This is a genomic window from Symmachiella macrocystis (genome assembly GCF_007860075.1).
Classification (GTDB): domain Bacteria; phylum Planctomycetota; class Planctomycetia; order Planctomycetales; family Planctomycetaceae; genus Symmachiella; species Symmachiella macrocystis.
This window is the reverse complement of sequence record NZ_SJPP01000001.1, coordinates 1321196-1338382: the sequence shown is the minus strand read 5'-3', so window position 1 is coordinate 1338382 and position 17187 is coordinate 1321196. Positions and strand designations below refer to the sequence as shown.

Below are 17187 nucleotides of genomic sequence, written 5' to 3'. Positions count from 1 at the left end.
AGCGGCCACATCAAACAGTTTCGGCTTATGGCATTACGTCCAATTCTTTAATGGAAAGCGCTGAAATGACTCCTGATCATCAAGTACCCGAAGGCAACGATCCATCACCTGCACCTTTTAATGAACCACCTAAGAAGAATATCGATTTAGAAATTCGTCACAGGCGTGCTGAGAAGGGATGGCGGTTTCGTGACATACAGCACTCATGGACTCATTTCGTTTGGACCCTGATTACAACTGCCCAAACCATAATTTTGGGAATCGTTGCTGTCGTGTCTACATTGCGACCTGATACAACGACAAAATGCTTGCTACAATCTGTGTTCATTCTAACGTCATTGAGCCTCTCGATCTTTTATGTTTTGTCCGTCTGGAAACGGTCAATCTGCTCAAAACGTGCCATGCATTTTGAGCGATCGGTCGAAGCGGAGGAACAAGGTAAACCATATGACAATAAAGCCGCAGACCGTTCATACGAAACGCGAGAATCGATTTACGTAGTAGCATCGGGATTGGGCGAGGCCATTGCTGTTTTGACCGTGATTGGCAACGTCGTGTGCCTTGGAAAAGCAATGATGAAGTTGGAATAAGCAGGACAGCCAAAATTGAATAACGATTTACGAAATGTCATTATTACAGCAGATCGACTTTGACTTCGGATTCCCCAATTCCGTTGGTCCGTCACCCAGGACTGTGGTGATTTGAGGCAGTGACGATATAAAGCGTGCCAAAACCAAGATTACAAAAATAAAACCAACGATGCCTTGAATGGATGCAACCAGCCGTCCCCATCCAACTGGTTTGAGATCTCCATAGCCAATTGTCAGTTGAGTTATAACGCTGAAATAAAGGGCATCACAGGGAGTCGCCGCTTTCGCAGCATCACCGATATCAGTCGACGACACGACATTCTCTGGGTAACTCAAGTAGACAACTGCAAATAAGAGAATCAGTTCGAAGAAATTAATCGACGTCAAAAGCAGTGTACGTGTCAATGAGGCCATCGGGTGCGGCCGAGCTGGGTCGTCTCTCAGTCTATCAAAGAGGACCACATTCACTGATGTTTGGATGATGTCGACAAGTCGTAATCCAGCAATAAATGCCACAAACCATATTAGGCAAGTTGGGACAAGATTTTTCGCCAAGAGAGCAAAAAGAGATAGCAGCAAGACAAACCAGGCAATAGCAACGACCTCAACGACTATTGCGCGGAAACCAGTTTCTAATTTGCTTCCTTCTTGCCAATCGCTTCGGTGTTTCAAGTCCCCATATGGCGGAAAGATGGCTTTCAGCAATGTAAAGACCCAGAATGCCGACCATGTGACCCAGCTTAATCGCCCTATATTTTCGTATAACGGTCTTGCCATCTGGCACTCAACGAATTCCAAACAAGAAATAACAATACATTCACTCTACCACGGCCAGAGCTTGAAAATCCACCGGAAAACGTTTGCAAAAAATGAACAAGTCGAATGCTAGAGGACGGAGGACTTGATGACCCAACGATGGCCCGAGCAGCTAGAGCGAGTGAAACGCTTTTTTAAGCGTATCGAACATCCTGAAGCATTTGGAAATACGCACGACGGACGAAACGATTATGAGGATTTCCTATGGGCTTTCTTTCAGAACTGTTGGCACCTGAAGGATTGGATCAAAAGGGATTCTACGGTGTGCCAGAAGGCACTTGATGATATCGAAGAGTTTTGGAAAAGAGAGGAAAATGAGAACATCAGGATCTCCAGCGATATCGCAAATGCGACCAAGCACTTGGTATTGGACTATCCAAAGGCTGACGCTATTCCACCACGTGGACGCACCTGGAATCTCTTCGTGGGTGCAACAACAAGTACCTCTTTTTCTTACGAAATCAGCACTCCGGATGGTGGAGTTGATGCGTTGGACGTTGCGAAATCAGCAATTGACGAATGGGAGAAGCAAATAGCTAACTGGGGATTGTCGGCAGTAACGTAGGTCCAGTTCCACCGGCGACCCGCAGTCGAGAATCCGCGCGAACGTTCGGTAGCAGAGATGCGTCGGTTTAAAAAGGACACGATCTAAAAGGAGCCAACGATGGCGAATTCAAGACGACATCACTTCGCCGCCAAGTTCTATCAGAAGAATTTTGCGGAGCCGATCTTCTCGAAGCATATTCGTGTGTACGAGGCGGACACTAGGAAATGGAATTCGGGGCCAATCACCCCTCACGGCATAGGCTGGTTTCCTCATTTGTATTCAATGATCAACGATGCTGGAGAACGAACCGATGAATTTGAGAATTTCTTGCAGCAGCATGTCGACGGCCCGGCCGATCGTGCTATGAAAGTGGCAGCCGAACAACCAGACAATCTGACCGACGAGCAACGAGCCACGATTGCGCTCTTTATCGGCTTCGCGGCCGCGAGATCTCCGTCGATGATGAATTCCACGAGGGATCGTTACTTTGAGAAAGCCCCGACGGAGAAGATCAACGACCTTGAGCAAGTCGTGCGAATGTGGTGCGGCGCAACGAATCAATCATATTCCGACACCTCGATGCGCGACTTCATGAAACCAAGTCAACTGAGGAGTATGATTATCTGGGCTGCTTCGATACAAGAGCGTCTTCTCGCTTGGAAATGGACTTTCATCCGAGCGTCACGCGAGAATCCGTTTATTACGTCCGATTGGCCAGTGTTCGCGGAACACCACGCCGAAGAAGATATTCATATCATGAGCTTTCCGATCTCGTCTGAAGTCGCTGTGATCATTAATTCAAGTGGCGAAATCCGGACGGATATCTCACAGGACGATGGCGTTCGTGCGATGAACTTGCAAACGTTGGAGCGAGCACAACATTTTGTCATTTGCCATCAAGACTCTTTTCCCGGAGACGAGTCATTGAAGCACTGGCCCATAGCGAATGCATAGTCCGAGCCGCAGGTGACCCCGAATTGTTCTTTGAGGGCCACCCTCTCAATTCTTTTCAGGGAATCGCGCCGACACCATGCAAGCGACATCGAACACTCCCGTGCGAACGCAGTTGTTATTGGCGGCCCTGCTGGCGACCATTGCCGGTTACGTGGATTCGTATGCCGTTCAGAAGTTTGCGGTCTTTGCTTCTTTTATGAGTGGCAACACGACTCAGACGGGATTGCATGCGGGGCTGGGACAGTTTGCCGCCGCTGCACACCAGTTTTTGCCGATCCCCTGTTTCGTGGCCGGCGTTGCTGTGGGGGCATTCCTCCTGGAAGGCGAGCTGAAAAACCCGGTCCGCCGGTTATGTGGTTTGGTTGCTGTCATGCTGGCTGTCAGTGCGGTTGCGACTCGCTTTGGTTCGCTCGCAAACACGGTCAGCATCATCGCGGCCAGCTTTGGAATGGGAGCGATGAATACGGTCCTGTCGCAGGTGGGACGACAATCGGTGAGCCTGGGTTTCGTGTCGGGCGACTTGAATCAAATCGGCCGCCACTTGGCATTAGCAGTCCGAGGAACACCGCTGCCCGATGCCGTCTCGGAAGGGGATACGCGCTGGCGGCGGGCGGGTGTGCTGGCCATCGTGTGGTTGTGCTTTCTCACAGGTGCTGGACTGGCGGGCGTGTGGATGCTCTTTCTCGTAGAATGGACACTGATCCCGCCCTTGATTGTCTTATGCTACTTGGCAGTTTTTTATCGCAATCCACAGCCAAGTTGACATAGCGCCGGTCCCAACGGCCGTCGCAAGCTAACTTCCATCCGACGCGGTCGGACCACTACGGTAGGGTGTTTTGAAACAGCGGGAGTGATTCTGTGAGCGATTCAACCGACACGACGCAATCGGCGGGCGGGGCATTGGGCTGGGAGTCTTTTCGATTCGCTGTGGCTGCCTTGCTGTTTGCGACCGCCGTGATCAAGATCGTCAACATGGCGCAAATCTTGACCGGGGGCGGCTTGCTGGGCACGATGCCGCGTCTGGTTGCCGTGACGGCCTTCGAAGCGGCAGCTGCGGTCTATCTAATTGTCGGCAATCGGTGTTTGGCCTGGCTGCTGACGCTGACGACGTTCGCGATCTTTGTCGCATCGACGTTATATGCCATCTCGATGGATCAGCCCTGTGATTGTTTCGGTGGAAAATTGGAACCCGAGACGGTCGTCGTCATCGACGCCATCGTGCTGCTGCTGACAGCCTGTCTGCGTCCGCGTCGCTGGCAGGTTGCTTCACCCAAGCTAATCCGACAACTGACGGTTGTGACCGTGGTGGCCGGTCTCGTTGCGGGGGTGGCGGTTTGGCGCTATGACGTTCTCTTGGAGAAAGAAAGGTCGCGCTTACTGGTGGCAGAGGTGCTGGTCGGCAAGCCATGGCCTCTGAATGGAGAAACGGATCCGCGACTGTCGGAACTGGTCAGCGGCAAATGGATGATCTTGATTGCGAGGCAGGACTGTGGTCATTGCCGAGAGATGGTCGCCCAATACTTTGCCGATCCGGAAACACATCGCCCCGACGAACGAACGGCATTTTTTGTCTTTGGCGGGCGCGATCACCAGTGGCGATTCCAGCTGGACCGGGTCGCTTTCGATCCGCCTAGCGAAACCCTGCTCAGTTGGCCAGAAGGTGAGCCCTACGTCATCAACCCTGCAATCTTTCTGGTGGACAACGGGATCGTTGTGGACGCCGCCGAGGGAACGGAGGCCGAGCAATTCTTGGAGTCACTATTGAGCGGTCCCAAATCAGCAACGCCATAGGCGATGGTTGTAGCGTAGTGCCGCAGCCGCATGAGAACGTGAGTTTATGCGTGGCAAGTTTTGATGTCCGACGTGCAGGGAATGTTCCGAGTTGATCGGCAATCCAAACTGTGGCTTCCTGCTAACTTCGTCGGCCCCGAAAGATTCTTTCGAGGCCACCCCTGTTAATCCCTCTTGCCCCTTTTGAGATAATCCCGTAACGTTTCCCTATGAGGACAACGCATGTGCGGACGATGTTTCGAAACCCGAGTATGGTCTGGCAGGGCGGAATCGCCGTTGAACTCAATCAACTAGACTCTGGCAATTCAGGCGGCGCACCCTTCAGGGAACCCTCCATGAAAAAGACGCTCTTTCTGCTCGTTGGCGTATTGGCGGTGTTGGTCAACCTGGTCTGCACCCCAATGGTTGCTAGCGCGGAGACGCCGGCTAAGCCCGACCCGCAGACGGTGCGAAAGGCGGCCATTGAAACGCTCACCCAACTGGGCGCGAAAATTACAGTCTCCTCCATGGACGGCGATCAACCGATCTACATTGTCAATTTGGAACTCAGCCGAGTGACTGATGCGGATTTGGTGCATCTCAAAGATCTTGGTCGGATCTCGGGTCTGCAAATCGGCCACACGCGGATCACGGATGCCGGGCTGGCACACATCATGCAGTTGGATCGTCTGGGGAGCCTGCGGCTGGAAACGTCCAAGGTAACGCTTGCGGGGTTACGCGAACTTTGGCGGGTCTTTCCCAGACTTGAGATTACGGGAATCAAAAACCCATTGCGTGGGGATCCGCAGACAGCGAAAAAATTGCTGCGGGCCGTTGGCGATGAAGTCCTCGCCCGCACCGCCGCCCAAGAAGCCAGCATTCCCCGTTCGCCATTGGAGAAGCGGATTCTGGCGGAATTGAAACGCCGCGATGACGCTGTTCGGGCCTATCAATTCCAATGGACACAGCGCAAAACGATGCATCAGGGATCGCCCGCACTCTACTTTGGGGCGCGTGCAGGGGAAACGATTGAAGAGGACATCACGCATACGGGAACCAGCGAATTGATCGTCGACGGCCGCAAGGTGCGGTACAGCTATACGGCCGAACTGGGAACGGGGGGCAGAAGTGCCCGTGCCAACACCATTCACGCTTTCAATGGTGAGGTGGAACGTTCACACTACGACGACCCACAGCCTGCAAATCGTGATTTTAGTCGTGAGTTCTTTGCGAATCGCAGCTTCGCCGCCAGTCTGGCCGTCACTTCACTCCCGCGGTCGCTCTATAGCACGTTCGACCCCGTGTTGCGTGATTTCAATTGGATGAACGCGCGACTTCTCGACGAGCAACAAGAGATAAAAGGGCGGCCTTGCTACGTCTTTCAACTCAACTATAAGTATCCGAATTCCGACAAGCAGAATGGCCCCTCCCAATCCTGGTGGATCGATCCCAGCCAAGACTATTCGCTGGTGCGGTATGCGTGGACCGATGCTGAAGGACGAATCTCCCGGCAGACCGACGTGAACTATCAACAGGATGCCGAACACGGCTGGGTTCCATCACTATGGAGGTTTCGGGGGTTGGACGGCAATGGTAACGTGACAACGACGTTAATCGCACGGGTCACCGACTACAAAATCAACCCGGACCTTCCCGAAGAGACGTTCACCTTCGAATTCCCACCCGGAGCACTCGTCGATCGCTGACCACCGCTCCGCGGGTGGCCCCGTAAGATTCTTTCAGGTCGGCGCAGCCGCAGGAGAGTGCGAGCGGATGGACAACTTGTTTTTATGGAGCAGCGAAGCTGTAGGGCCGGTTCTACCGGCCGTTTCGAATCGGGTTGCAATTCACTGCGGTTTCGTCCGGCACAGCCGGACCTACTAGAGGCGAAGCGCTATGTCGAATCGAAAGTCAAAAAGGAAGCGAATACCCTCTGAAGTGGGGGATGTTTTTTACATCTCACTTTGGTCATTAGCATTCGAACTCGCACTTTGGGTCTACCGGTATTATTCCTGACGATAACTGCATGCCATCGCTTAGTTATCGCCCACATTAAACCCCTCTTGCTCCATTTGAGATAATCCCGTATCGTCCTCGCTCCGCAGTGGGTGCGCGACAGCGTTCCCCTTGCTGCGAGGCACCATGGATGGTTGATTCTTGGGATACTCTATGCATATTTTCTTTTCCGTCGGCGAACCCAGCGGCGATGCTCATGCGGCGAAACTGATTGAGGAGATTCGTCGCCGTGATCCGCAGTCGCGGTTTTCGGGATATGGCGGACCGCAAATGGCTGAGGCGGGGTGTGAGTTGCAGTTTGAACTCACCACGATGGCCGTGATGGGAATCGTAGCGGTGCTGCCGCTGTTGCTGAAATTCTATCGGCTGGTCAAACAGGCCGAGGTGTTGCTCAAGGAGCAGCGGCCCGATTTGGTGGTGTTGGTCGACTTTCCTGGATTCAATTGGTGGATCGCCCGCAAGGCGAAACGTTTGGGGATTCCGGTTGTCTTCTACATGCCGCCGCAATTGTGGGCCTGGGCTTCGTGGCGGATTCACCGTGTCCGCAAATTCGTGGACTACGTGCTCTCGCCCTTGGAATTCGAAACGCGCTGGTATTGCGATCAGGGAGTCGATGCGGAGTGCGTCGGGCATCCCTTTTTTGATGAAGTGGCCCAGCACAAATTGAACACCGATTTCATGCACGAACAAGCCGAGCGCGGCGGAACCGTGATCGGGGTGCTGCCCGGCTCGCGCAATCAAGAGGTGCAACGCAACTGGCCGATTCAATTGGCGACGATCCGCCGAGTGCACGAGCGATGCCCCACGACGCGGTTTCTGGTCGCTTGCTATAGTCAACAGCACGTGGAGTGGTGCCGCGAATTGTTGACCGACGAGGCGGCGGATTTGCCGATCGAATTGTGCGTGCAGCGTACGCCTGAAGTAATTGCCGCCGCCGATGCGTGTTTAATGGTCTCCGGGTCGGTCTCGTTGGAGGTTCTGGCCCGGCAGACACCGGCGGTCGTGATGTACGTAATGTCGAAAACGTTGCATCGGTTGGGTCGGTGGTTAATCCGTTGCACCTATATCACTCTGGCCAATCTGATCGCCGGCCGTGAATTGATGCCGGAATTTATTATTTATGGGGACCCTAAACCGGATATTGAGCGGATGGCGGGGATTCTGGAGGAATGGGTCCATAACCCGGACAGCCGTTTGCAGCGTGCGGAAGAATTGTCATCAATCGCTGCCGCTGCCGCACAGCCAGGTGCCACCGCCCGTGCTGCCGATGCAATTTTCCGGCGATTTTCGGCGACTGAGGACACTCAGGCAGCCGAGCGCCGAGCTGCTTGAGGCGTTTGTCGACCCCTGCGCGGCGGTCCGCTGGTCTGTTACCACAGTGAATTTCGCAGCGATTGCTGTCCGTCGGTTGAAATTCCGGGCACAGGGCATCACTATACGTGCACCGGAATCGCGCTGCGCGCGTCGGAGCCGCGTGGACGTCGCAATCCGTAGTGCGGGGACCACTCTCGACTGTCAGGTTCCGAACGGAAATCGCAGTCGGCAGATGATTAATATAGAGTGGTGACACCACTTGGGCCAATTCCATCGGCATTGAGAATTTTTGAGTTCATTCATGGTTGAAGAAACTGTTCGCGTTGCCATTGTTGGAGCGGGTGCGAATACCAGATTACGCCACATTCCCGGCTTTCGCGAAATCCACGGCGTCGAAATCGTAGGTGTCGTCAACCAGACTCAAGAATCGACTGCTCGCGCCGCCGAGGAATTGTCGATTCCCAAGCAATACCCTGACTGGCAAGCATTGCTCTCCGACGACGATGTTGACGCTGTCATGATCGGCACTTGGCCGAATCTCCACTGCGAAATCAGTTGTGCCGCTCTAGAAGCGGGTAAACATGTCCTCACCGAAGCTCGCATGGCTCGCAACGCTTCCGAAGCTCACGAGATGCTCAAGGCGGCTCAAGCGCATCCGGACTTGGTTGCACAAATCGTGCCCAGCCCGTTCGGCTTGGAATATGAAAGCCGTATGCGGCAATTAATCGAGGACGGCTTTATCGGCGATCTTCGCGAGATGGTGGTAGTCGGTGCTACGGACTCGTTTTGGGATTACACCAAGCCGTTGCATTGGCGGCAGGATGCCGAGATTAGCGGATACAATACGCTGAGCCTGGGAATCATGCACGAAACGGCTATGCGTTGGACGTCGCCAACGACACGGGTCTTCGCGCAGGCGACAACATTTGAATCCAAACGCCCATCGATCGTTGGTACAGACATTCTCGACGTCACCGTCCCCGACAGTCTGCAAGTGCTCACAGAACTCTCCGACGGCGCACGGGGTTTGTATCACTTTAGCGGGATTGACCTATTCGGCCCGGGACACCAAATCCACCTCTACGGAACCCGCGGCACGATCAAAGCCAAATTCAACGACGGCGAACAGGTTTTTGTCGGCCACGCCGGCGACGACGATATGACATTGCTGCGTGTTCCCAAAGAACAGCTCGGCGGATGGCGGGTCGAAGCGGAATTCATTGGCGCCATTCGCGGCACCGAACCGGTGCGGCTGACTGACTTTGAATCCGGCGTACGGTACATGGAATTCACCGAAGCCGTGCATCGCAGTATTCAATCCAACGCACCGGTCAACTTGCCGTTGGCATAAGCCACCGGTAGTCTCCGCTAAATTCCGCTTTCCCTCTTGGGTGGACTACCGGTTTTGCTGATTAGTCCAGACTCCAATCGGAGGCGGGGACATATCTGTTCGTCGGTCGGAGCGAACTTGAACGGGCTTGATCCACTGCGTGCGCTGAATTTCTTGCGGATTCGGTTGAGGAATCACCGTGCTGCGTTCTCTCTCGATTTCGCTCAGCCAACGACGCGCGGACGACATGCGAGGATTGAGTTGCAGCGCGGTCTGTAACTGTGCTTCGCCTTGCTTCCAATAGCCCGCTTTGCACAACATGACTCCCACATTGTAATAAGCGGCCGCCTCGCCCACCGTCTCGGCGAACATGGGCAGTGCGGCGCGCATGTTGCCGGTTTCCGCCAATGCCACAGCAATGTAATACCGCGTGATATCCACCCCGGAATTGCTTTGCAAAGCACCACGTTGCATGAGCCCGGGAAAACGCCGCGCCGGCAATGGCATATGCGGTGCAGCCATCGAAACAGCTTGGTGAATTTGCCGGCCGGTGGTGTTCATCTGTCGCCGCGCTTCGCCGGATTCCAGGCCAGGCTCAAGAGCGTTTGGCTGCTCGTCGACGTTATCGGTCGCGTCCTCGGTAGCCTCCTCGGTGGCATCGACCGGGTCGGCGACAATGCGGCAGTTCGGCAGCGCGACTTGCAACTCGGCGATTCCTACCGGCGTGACGCGGGTTCCAACCAGACTCAGTCCTTTGAGTTTGTCAAAGCCCCGCAGATGTTGCAGTCCGGCGTCAGTGATTTGCGTGTGTCCTAACAACAGGTACTTGAGATCCCGCATATTTCGCAAGTGGGCCAATCCGGCATCGGTGACTTCGGTTTTATTCAAACCCAAGGATTGCAGGCCGTTCAACTCGGCAATTTGTGCCAGTCCGGCATCTCCGACAGCTGTTTCATTCATCCACAGCAGTTGCAGCCGATTCAAGTTTTTGAGGTTCTGTAATCCTGCATCCGTCAGGCTCGTTCCATTGAGTGACAGGCGCGTCAAATTCGACATCCAATGCGGGTGAGCGAATGCCGCATCCGTGATCGTTGTTTCACTCAGGTCGAGTTGCGTTAAATTCTCCAAGCCGGCGCCGTTTCGCAGGTCATCGTCTCCGACGATTGTTCCCGACAAATCCAACACGCTGATGTCCTGTGTTGAGTCCAGTTCCACCGTTCCGCCTAAGGATTCAAACCGCGTTGCCAATTGCTGGGAGGTCACCGCCGGTTCCGCTTGGGTTTGCGGATCCATGGGTGGGACCGTGGGTGGATCCACGGGAGGGGCCGCGTAAGGTTCGTCCAGTTGTACCGGACCTGTGGGGAGTTGCTGATCGGCTTCCGCAATGGCGGCCGGCGCTTGTTGTTCAGCGGCGGGTGCACAGACTTGGCAGCATCCGGCTGTTTCCTTTTGCGCGTGTTTACAACCGCAGACACCGGCGAACCCCGCCAGCCCGATTGTCGCGACGACGGTCACCAGTTTTTTGGAGGGCAAAGAGAATTTGTTGAACATGATAGTCGGACCCGCATTGAAACATGGAAAGACCGTAACAGAATTATCGCACTGAGCATGGCCCAGGGGGCGGTAATCATTTTCGGTGCAACCGGTTTCACCGGTCCATTTCAAAACAACCAATCGTGCGATCCCGAATAACCCGGCGACGATTGGCGCAATCGATCCGGCTGTGTGGCCTCGTGGCGTTGTAACAAGTGTGCGGCACACGACGATCCTGCCAGACACGAGTAGCTTTCGCAAGCAGATCATTCGCTACAACCGGACCGTCGCATCGGGGCAAACTGAGGAGCATATTCAGTCCCACCGGAAAGCCAATCAGCGGGGTCCTCCTTGCAGTCGCCGCAGCGCGTCATTGACACTGCCGACCGAAAACGGCAAGCTGATGCATGGAATCCCATCGCAATCCCATGGCCAGACTTGGCAGAAAATCATCGAATCGCGCGGAAGGCATCCTTCATGAAATTGACGACAGCCATCATTGCGGCGCTGCTGGCCACGTACACCTGTTCAACGTCTGTCCAGGCGGCGGATAAACCGAATATTTTGTTTATCTACACCGACGACCAAGCGCCCTGGGCGCTGGGGCTTTCGGGACATCCGGATGCGAAAACGCCCCACCTGGACGAACTGTTTCGCAGCGGCGCCTATTTGGTCAATGCATTCACAACGACCCCGGTTTGTAGTCCGTCGCGCGCGGGGCTCATGACCGGGCGCTACGGGAGTGAATTGGGCGTTACCGATTGGATCAACCCCCGACGCGAGTATGGGGTCGGACTGCCGCCCAGTTCTCTCTGCTGGACGGAAGTCCTGCAGCAACATGGATACACCAACGGCCTGATCGGCAAATGGCATTTGGGTGTCCCGGACCGATTTCATCCGACGCGCGCCGGCTTTGATTACTTCATGGGCTTTCGATCCGGTGGGACAAAAGTCAAAGGCGCTGTATTGGAAACCGAGGGACAGCAACAAACCTTTCCCGGTTTCACCACCGACGTGCTGACCGACTATGCCATCGAATTCATTAAGCACAATCAAGCAAAACCATTTATCTGTTGCGTCCACTACCGCGCGCCGCACGCCCCGTGGTTGCCGCAACCGGAGTCGGATCTGGAACCGTTCAAGGACCTCGATCCTACGCTTCCACATCCGGACTATCCCAAGTTGGACGTCAAAAAAGTGAAGCAAAAAACGCGGGAATACTTGGGGAGCGTCCATGGCGTGGATCGCAACGTCGGCCGGTTGATGCAAACGTTGGACGACCTGAAATTGGCTGACAATACGATCGTGGTGTTCACCAGCGATCACGGCTACAACATGGGACACAACGGCATTTGGCACAAAGGCAACGGCCACTGGATTTTGACCGAGTTTCCCGAAGGGACGGAGAATGTCCCCCGACGACAACGGCCGAACATGTACGACAATTCGATCCGCGTGCCGACCGCCATCCGTTGGCCCGGTGTGATCAAACCAGGCACTATCGTGGAAGAGACCTTCTCCAACTTGGACTGGTATCCCACGCTATTGGGGATGGCCGGTGTCCCGTTGCCGGCGGATACCATCCTCCGCGGCCGAAGTATTGTCCCGGTACTGGAGGGCAAATCGACCGACTGGGACAACGACTTTTATGCCGAGTACAGCACCAAGCACCAGTCGCACACGCACATGCGGATGTATCGCACCCCGCGTTGGAAGCTGGTCCGCGATTTTCTCAATCCCGAGCGCGATGAGCTGTACGACCTAAAGGCTGATCCAACAGAGACGACGAATCTGATTCATAAAGACACGCCGGAAACCAATGCGGCGATCGAAAAACTGCATGCCAAAATAATCGAGCAGATGCAGGAGATCAATGACCCGGTATTGGCGCTCATCCAATAATGACCAATGGCCGCTACAATTGTTGCTCGGCGATTTCGATGGCTTTCAACAGGCCGCGGGCCTTGTTTAGCGTTTCTTGATATTCGCTTTCCGGAACGCTGTCAGCGACGATGCCGGCGCCGGCTTGGACGTAGACGGTCTGGCCCTGCATGACCATCGTACGCAGGGCGATGCAGGTGTCCATGTTGCCGGTGAAATCAACGTAGCCGACCGCTCCGGCATAGGGTCCGCGGCGGTGGGGCTCGAATTCGTCGATGATTTCCATCGCCCGCACCTTGGGGGCTCCAGAGACCGTACCCGCCGGCAATCCGGCCCGCAGCGCGTCCAGAGCGGAGCGGCCTTCGGCGAGTTGTCCAGTGACGTTGGAGGTGATGTGCATCACGTGGCTGTATTTTTCCACGACCATCATGTCGCTCAATTCAACCGTGCCGTATTGGGCGATGCGGCCCACGTCATTGCGTCCCAAATCGACTAGCATGACATGTTCGGCGCGTTCTTTGGGGTCGGCCAATAACTCTGCGGATAAGCGTTCGTCCTCCGCTTCCGTCGCCCCCCGCTTGCGGGTCCCTGCCAACGGGCGGATCGTGACCTGTCCATCTTCGACGCGAACCATGATTTCCGGTGAACTGCCAATGAGATTCACCGCCGGGGTTTTGAGTAAAAACATAAACGGGCTGGGATTGACCACGCGTAAGCTGCGATAGATGTCGAGTGGCCGCGCGTGCGTCTCTAATTCCAATCGCTGGCTCAGCACGACCTGAAAGATGTCCCCAGCGCGGATATATTCCTTACAGGACTCGACAGCCGCTTCGAATTCAGGTTGTGTGAAGTTCGAGCGATACTCAAGCGTCGATTCCTCGTCCAGGTTGATGTCAGTGACCTGCAGGTCGGAGGCGCCCATTTGGAGTTGTTTGCAAAGCTCATCCACCCGTTTGCGCGCCGCATCGTAATCAGCCCGCAAATCCTCCCCGTCAGTACGGGCGTGGACAACAACTAGCACGGTCTTGTTGATTTGATCGAAGATCACCATCCGGTCGTAAAACGCGAATGACAAATCGGGCAACTGGCGGTCATCTTTTGGGGCATCAGGCAGATGTTCGGCATAGCGGACGGTGTCGTATCCAGCGTACCCGACGGCGCCGCCGGCAAAGCGGGGCAGGCCGGGCAAGTGCACTGCGCGGAATTGGTTGAGCAGGACTTCCAACTCGTGCAACGGATCGTCGCAGTCCCGTTCTTCGACACGGCCATCTTGATGCGTGAGCAGGATGCGCGTGCCATAGGCGTCGAGTTGCAGGAATGGATCGGCGCCGAGAATGCTGTAACGGCCAATCTGTTCGCCACCGACGACACTTTCAAACAAGAATGAGCAAGGCCCCCATTGGATCGTACTATAAGCGCTCAACGGGGTCAGCGTGTCACTGACCAATTGCCGATAAATCGGCACAACATCGGAATCGGCTGCTAGTTTGGCGAAAGTGTCGAAGTCAGGGTAGTACTTCATAGCTGGCGAACTTTATTGCTGGTGTTCGTAGGGGAGATCTACGGTCAGTTTTGGATGGGGGGCAGGTTCACTGCAGATTATTTGTGCGAATCGGTCCGGCCGACATTTGCATAAGGTATGATGAATAAGGCGTCCGGTTCGTTTCGTCACCGACAGGCCGAATTTCGGGTGCTCGGATTTTGAGCAATTCCGGTCATCCAACGTAACCGCATCCATAGTAACAGCTTGGCCTTACGCGCGACAGTCAGAAACGACGTCGCTTGACACTCGGGGGGCCGCGAATAGAATTGAATTGAGGTGATGCTCAACGGGAACGGTCCGTGGAGCGGATGCCCTGTATTGCGCACACATCAGTTTTTTGAAACAACCGTTTCAATGAAGAAATGCAGCAAATGCCCGAAGCCGGCAACCTTGCATATCACGGAGCTCGTGAAGCAAGTGCCGCATGAAATCCATCTATGCGAGGATTGCGCGCAACAATACCTCAACCAGGACGAGCCATCGCCTGCCTCGGAACCGGAGGAGGGGATGATGGTCAAGTTGCAATTGGATGCGGGTGACAAAGAACTGGCAGAACTGGATAAAAACGTCTGCCCCAATTGCGGCATCAGTTTTCGAGAGTTTCGCAGCCAGGGGCGATTTGGGTGTCCTCATGACTATGTCGTCTTCGGTGACGAATTAGAGGCACTTTTGGAGAATATCCACGACGAGCGGCAACATTGCGGAAAAGTTCCCAAGCGTGCTCCCTCCGACAGCCAACGCCAATACCAATTGATCAAACTGCGGAGCGAACTGCGCAAAGCGGTGGCTGAGGAATCGTACGAAGAGGCAGCGCGGTTGCGGGATGAAATCCAGGCGATGGAAACAGCGCTATCGCAAGGCACGGGTGACGCAGACTGAGGGAATGAGGATGCCCGGTCTGGTTCGTAAGGCTAGGCGGTGTGTCAATTTGAAATGCTAATCACGCGTATCGTTGTCGGCAGTTGGCCGAGGGCGGAACGTAGTCGGTGGAATCGGTCGCGATCGTGCGGGCCGCCCTGGGAGAATTTGATTGTGGAACTGGATGACCTCACACACACCAGCGGCGAGTGGTTGCGAGGCACCGGGCCTGAAGCCGATATCGTCATCTCCAGTCGGATTCGGTTGGCGCGCAATTTGGCACAGTTCCCGTTTCTGAGTCGCTCCGACGAAGCCACCCGCGCCGAAATCGAAGGCCTGCTGCATCAACACGTCAGCGATCTCCGCCTGCCGCAACCATTGACGTACCTCGACGTGCAAAAAATGGAGGAGTTGGATCGCCGCTTTCTCGTCGAGCGACAATTGATCAGCCGCGAACTGTGCGAAAGCAGCGGCGCGCGCGGCGTGGGAATCAGCAGCGGCGAAAATGTGAGCCTGATGGTCAACGAAGAAGATCATCTGCGGATTCAAGTTCTACGTAGCGGCTTGGCCCTGGAGGACTGCTGGGAAGAAATCGACCGCATCGATGATTCGCTCGAAGACAAAGTGACTTATGCCTTTAGCGAACAGCTCGGCTATCTCACCGCTTGTCCCACGAATGTGGGTACCGGAATTCGCGTGAGCGTCATGCTGCATTTGCCGGCATTGGTCATGACCAAAGAAATCCAAAAGGTGTACCAAGCCCTGCAAAAAATCCATCTCGCCGTCCGCGGCCTGTATGGCGAAGGCAGCCAGGCGATGGGAGACTTTTACCAGATATCCAATCAAGTCACGCTGGGAAAAAGTGAATTGGAGATCATTGGTGAAGTCAAAGACGTGATCCCGCAAATCATCGGCTACGAGCGGAAGTATCGCGAAGCTTTGGTGAAGGAAAAACGCCGCGATCTGCACGATCAAGTCTCGCGGGCCTACGGAATCTTACGGACCGCCCAGACGATCAGTTCCGAAGAAACGATGCATCTGCTTTCCAGCGTCCGGATGGGCATCAATTTGGGCCTGATCGACGATCTGGAAATCCCGACAGTGAACGAGTTGTTCATCCACACTCAGCCAGCGCATCTGCAAAAACTCCGCAACTCCGCACTCGAGTCGGGCGAACGCAATGTGGCCCGCGCCTGCTATCTGCGTGAACGCTTGGCGTCAAGCAACGACGTCCCGTAGTACAAGCAGCGGCACGTTTCGAAACGGGTTGACCGTGGGGAGGCAAAAAGAAACCTCACGCAAAGCCGTCAAGCTCGCTAAGGGGTGTGCCGGGGCCAACGGGAACGTACGCGTTGAACTATATTTCGTTCAAGGTACTCAAGAAGTTGTTTGAATCCCTTCTCCCCGCAGTCGGGTTTTAATCACGACTTACGCTGACGCCCGAAACTTCTTTGCTAGCTTAGCGGCTTTGCGTGAGGTATTTTTTACGAACAATACCTCTAAAAGATTCACCACCAAAGAAGCGAAAAACGCGAAAAAAATGCTGAGATGCTGTCAGTCAGACTCGCGATCGCTTACGCTCGAACAGGTTTTACTACCCAACAGAGTGACCGACCGTATTCGCCAATTTTCGCAAAGGGGATTTCGTATGTCCAAACTGACAGTCGCCGTGCTCGGTGCCAGTACCGATCGCAATAAATATGGCAACAAAGCGGTCCGGGCGTATCGGGAGCTAGAGTATGACGTTTATCCGATCAATCCCAGCGTGACGGAGATCGAAGGGCTCAAAGCGTATTCCGCGCTGGATGAGGTGCCTGTTGAGATGTTGAATCGCATCAGCGTCTATCTGCCGCCGGCAATTGGAATTTCGCTGTTGCAGGAAATCCAGGACGTCGGGGCTGAGGAAGTTTGGCTGAATCCCGGCAGTGAAAGTCCGGAGTTATTAGCCCGTGCGGAGGAATTGGGGTTAGACGTCATCCAAGCCTGCAGCATCGTAGACATCGGCGCGCGGCCCAGTGCTTATTGAACCAGTGCC

The 17187-nt window shown here is 54.8% G+C and carries 15 protein-coding genes; 12 read left to right on the top strand and 3 right to left on the bottom strand.

Translation table 11 applies throughout. The features are described 5' to 3' along the window. Positions 1-65: 65 nt before the first annotated feature. Positions 66-590, top strand: coding sequence for a hypothetical protein (locus CA54_RS05145; protein ID WP_146369769.1), 525 nt, complete (start codon positions 66-68; stop codon positions 588-590). A 27-nt stretch (positions 591-617) separates the two neighbouring features. Here CA54_RS05145 and CA54_RS05140 read toward each other — a convergent pair whose 3' ends face one another. Then, the gene (locus CA54_RS05140) at positions 618-1367 is read right to left on the bottom strand and encodes a potassium channel family protein (RefSeq protein ID WP_146369768.1); all 750 of its coding nucleotides are present in this window, start codon (positions 1365-1367) and stop codon (positions 618-620) included. Between the two features lie 127 nt (positions 1368-1494). Between CA54_RS05140 and CA54_RS05135 the strand changes: the two genes are divergently transcribed. The 7 genes from CA54_RS05135 to CA54_RS05105 all read left to right on the top strand — a co-directional run bounded on the left by CA54_RS05135 (position 1495) and on the right by CA54_RS05105 (position 9358). Continuing rightward, positions 1495-1971 (top strand): hypothetical protein, encoded by a 477-nt coding sequence (locus CA54_RS05135; RefSeq protein ID WP_146369767.1) that lies wholly within the window; start codon positions 1495-1497, stop codon positions 1969-1971. A 99-nt stretch (positions 1972-2070) separates the two neighbouring features. Then, positions 2071-2907: a DUF4238 domain-containing protein gene (locus CA54_RS05130; RefSeq protein ID WP_146369766.1), complete on the top strand. Its 837-nt coding sequence runs from the start codon at positions 2071-2073 to the stop codon at positions 2905-2907. Positions 2908-2983: 76 nt separating this feature from the next. Then, a complete protein-coding gene (locus CA54_RS05125; protein WP_146369765.1) occupies positions 2984-3670 on the top strand; it encodes a YoaK family protein in 687 nt (228 codons plus the stop codon). Between the two features lie 95 nt (positions 3671-3765). Then, on the top strand, positions 3766-4698 hold the full coding sequence (locus CA54_RS05120; RefSeq protein ID WP_146369764.1) for a MauE/DoxX family redox-associated membrane protein: 933 nt from the start codon (positions 3766-3768) through the stop codon (positions 4696-4698). Positions 4699-5033: 335 nt separating this feature from the next. Next, positions 5034-6383, top strand: coding sequence for a hypothetical protein (locus CA54_RS05115; RefSeq protein WP_146369763.1), 1350 nt, complete (start codon positions 5034-5036; stop codon positions 6381-6383). Positions 6384-6846: 463 nt separating this feature from the next. Continuing rightward, positions 6847-8025, top strand: a complete 1179-nt coding sequence (lpxB, locus tag CA54_RS05110) for a lipid-A-disaccharide synthase (RefSeq protein WP_146369762.1) — start codon at positions 6847-6849, stop codon at positions 8023-8025. A 283-nt stretch (positions 8026-8308) separates the two neighbouring features. Continuing rightward, on the top strand, positions 8309-9358 hold the full coding sequence (locus CA54_RS05105) for a Gfo/Idh/MocA family protein (protein ID WP_146369761.1): 1050 nt from the start codon (positions 8309-8311) through the stop codon (positions 9356-9358). A gap of 45 nt (positions 9359-9403) precedes the next feature. Here CA54_RS05105 and CA54_RS05100 read toward each other — a convergent pair whose 3' ends face one another. Then, positions 9404-10888, bottom strand: coding sequence for a hypothetical protein (locus CA54_RS05100; RefSeq protein ID WP_146369760.1), 1485 nt, complete (start codon positions 10886-10888; stop codon positions 9404-9406). 459 nt (positions 10889-11347) lie between these two features. Here CA54_RS05100 and CA54_RS05095 point away from each other — a divergent pair, with 459 nt between their 5' ends. Next, positions 11348-12772 (top strand): sulfatase family protein, encoded by a 1425-nt coding sequence (locus tag CA54_RS05095; RefSeq protein ID WP_146369759.1) that lies wholly within the window; start codon positions 11348-11350, stop codon positions 12770-12772. A gap of 13 nt (positions 12773-12785) precedes the next feature. Here the strand turns inward: CA54_RS05095 and trpE are convergent, their stop codons facing one another. Next, positions 12786-14273: an anthranilate synthase component I gene (gene trpE / locus CA54_RS05090; RefSeq protein WP_146369758.1), complete on the bottom strand. Its 1488-nt coding sequence runs from the start codon at positions 14271-14273 to the stop codon at positions 12786-12788. A 429-nt stretch (positions 14274-14702) separates the two neighbouring features. On the opposite strand from trpE, the gene CA54_RS05085 reads away from it, so the two are divergent. The 3 genes from CA54_RS05085 (at position 14703) to CA54_RS05075 (ending at position 17178) form a co-directional block, all read left to right on the top strand. Further along, positions 14703-15173 carry a UvrB/UvrC motif-containing protein gene (locus tag CA54_RS05085; protein ID WP_231962965.1) on the top strand — a complete coding sequence of 157 codons (471 nt, stop codon included), beginning with the start codon at positions 14703-14705 and terminating at the stop codon, positions 15171-15173. 153 nt (positions 15174-15326) lie between these two features. After that, entirely contained in the window at positions 15327-16391 is a 1065-nt protein-coding gene (locus tag CA54_RS05080; RefSeq protein WP_146369757.1) for a protein arginine kinase, read from the top strand. Positions 16392-16800: 409 nt separating this feature from the next. Beyond that, on the top strand, positions 16801-17178 hold the full coding sequence (locus tag CA54_RS05075; protein ID WP_146369756.1) for a CoA-binding protein: 378 nt from the start codon (positions 16801-16803) through the stop codon (positions 17176-17178). Positions 17179-17187: the final 9 nt, after the last annotated feature.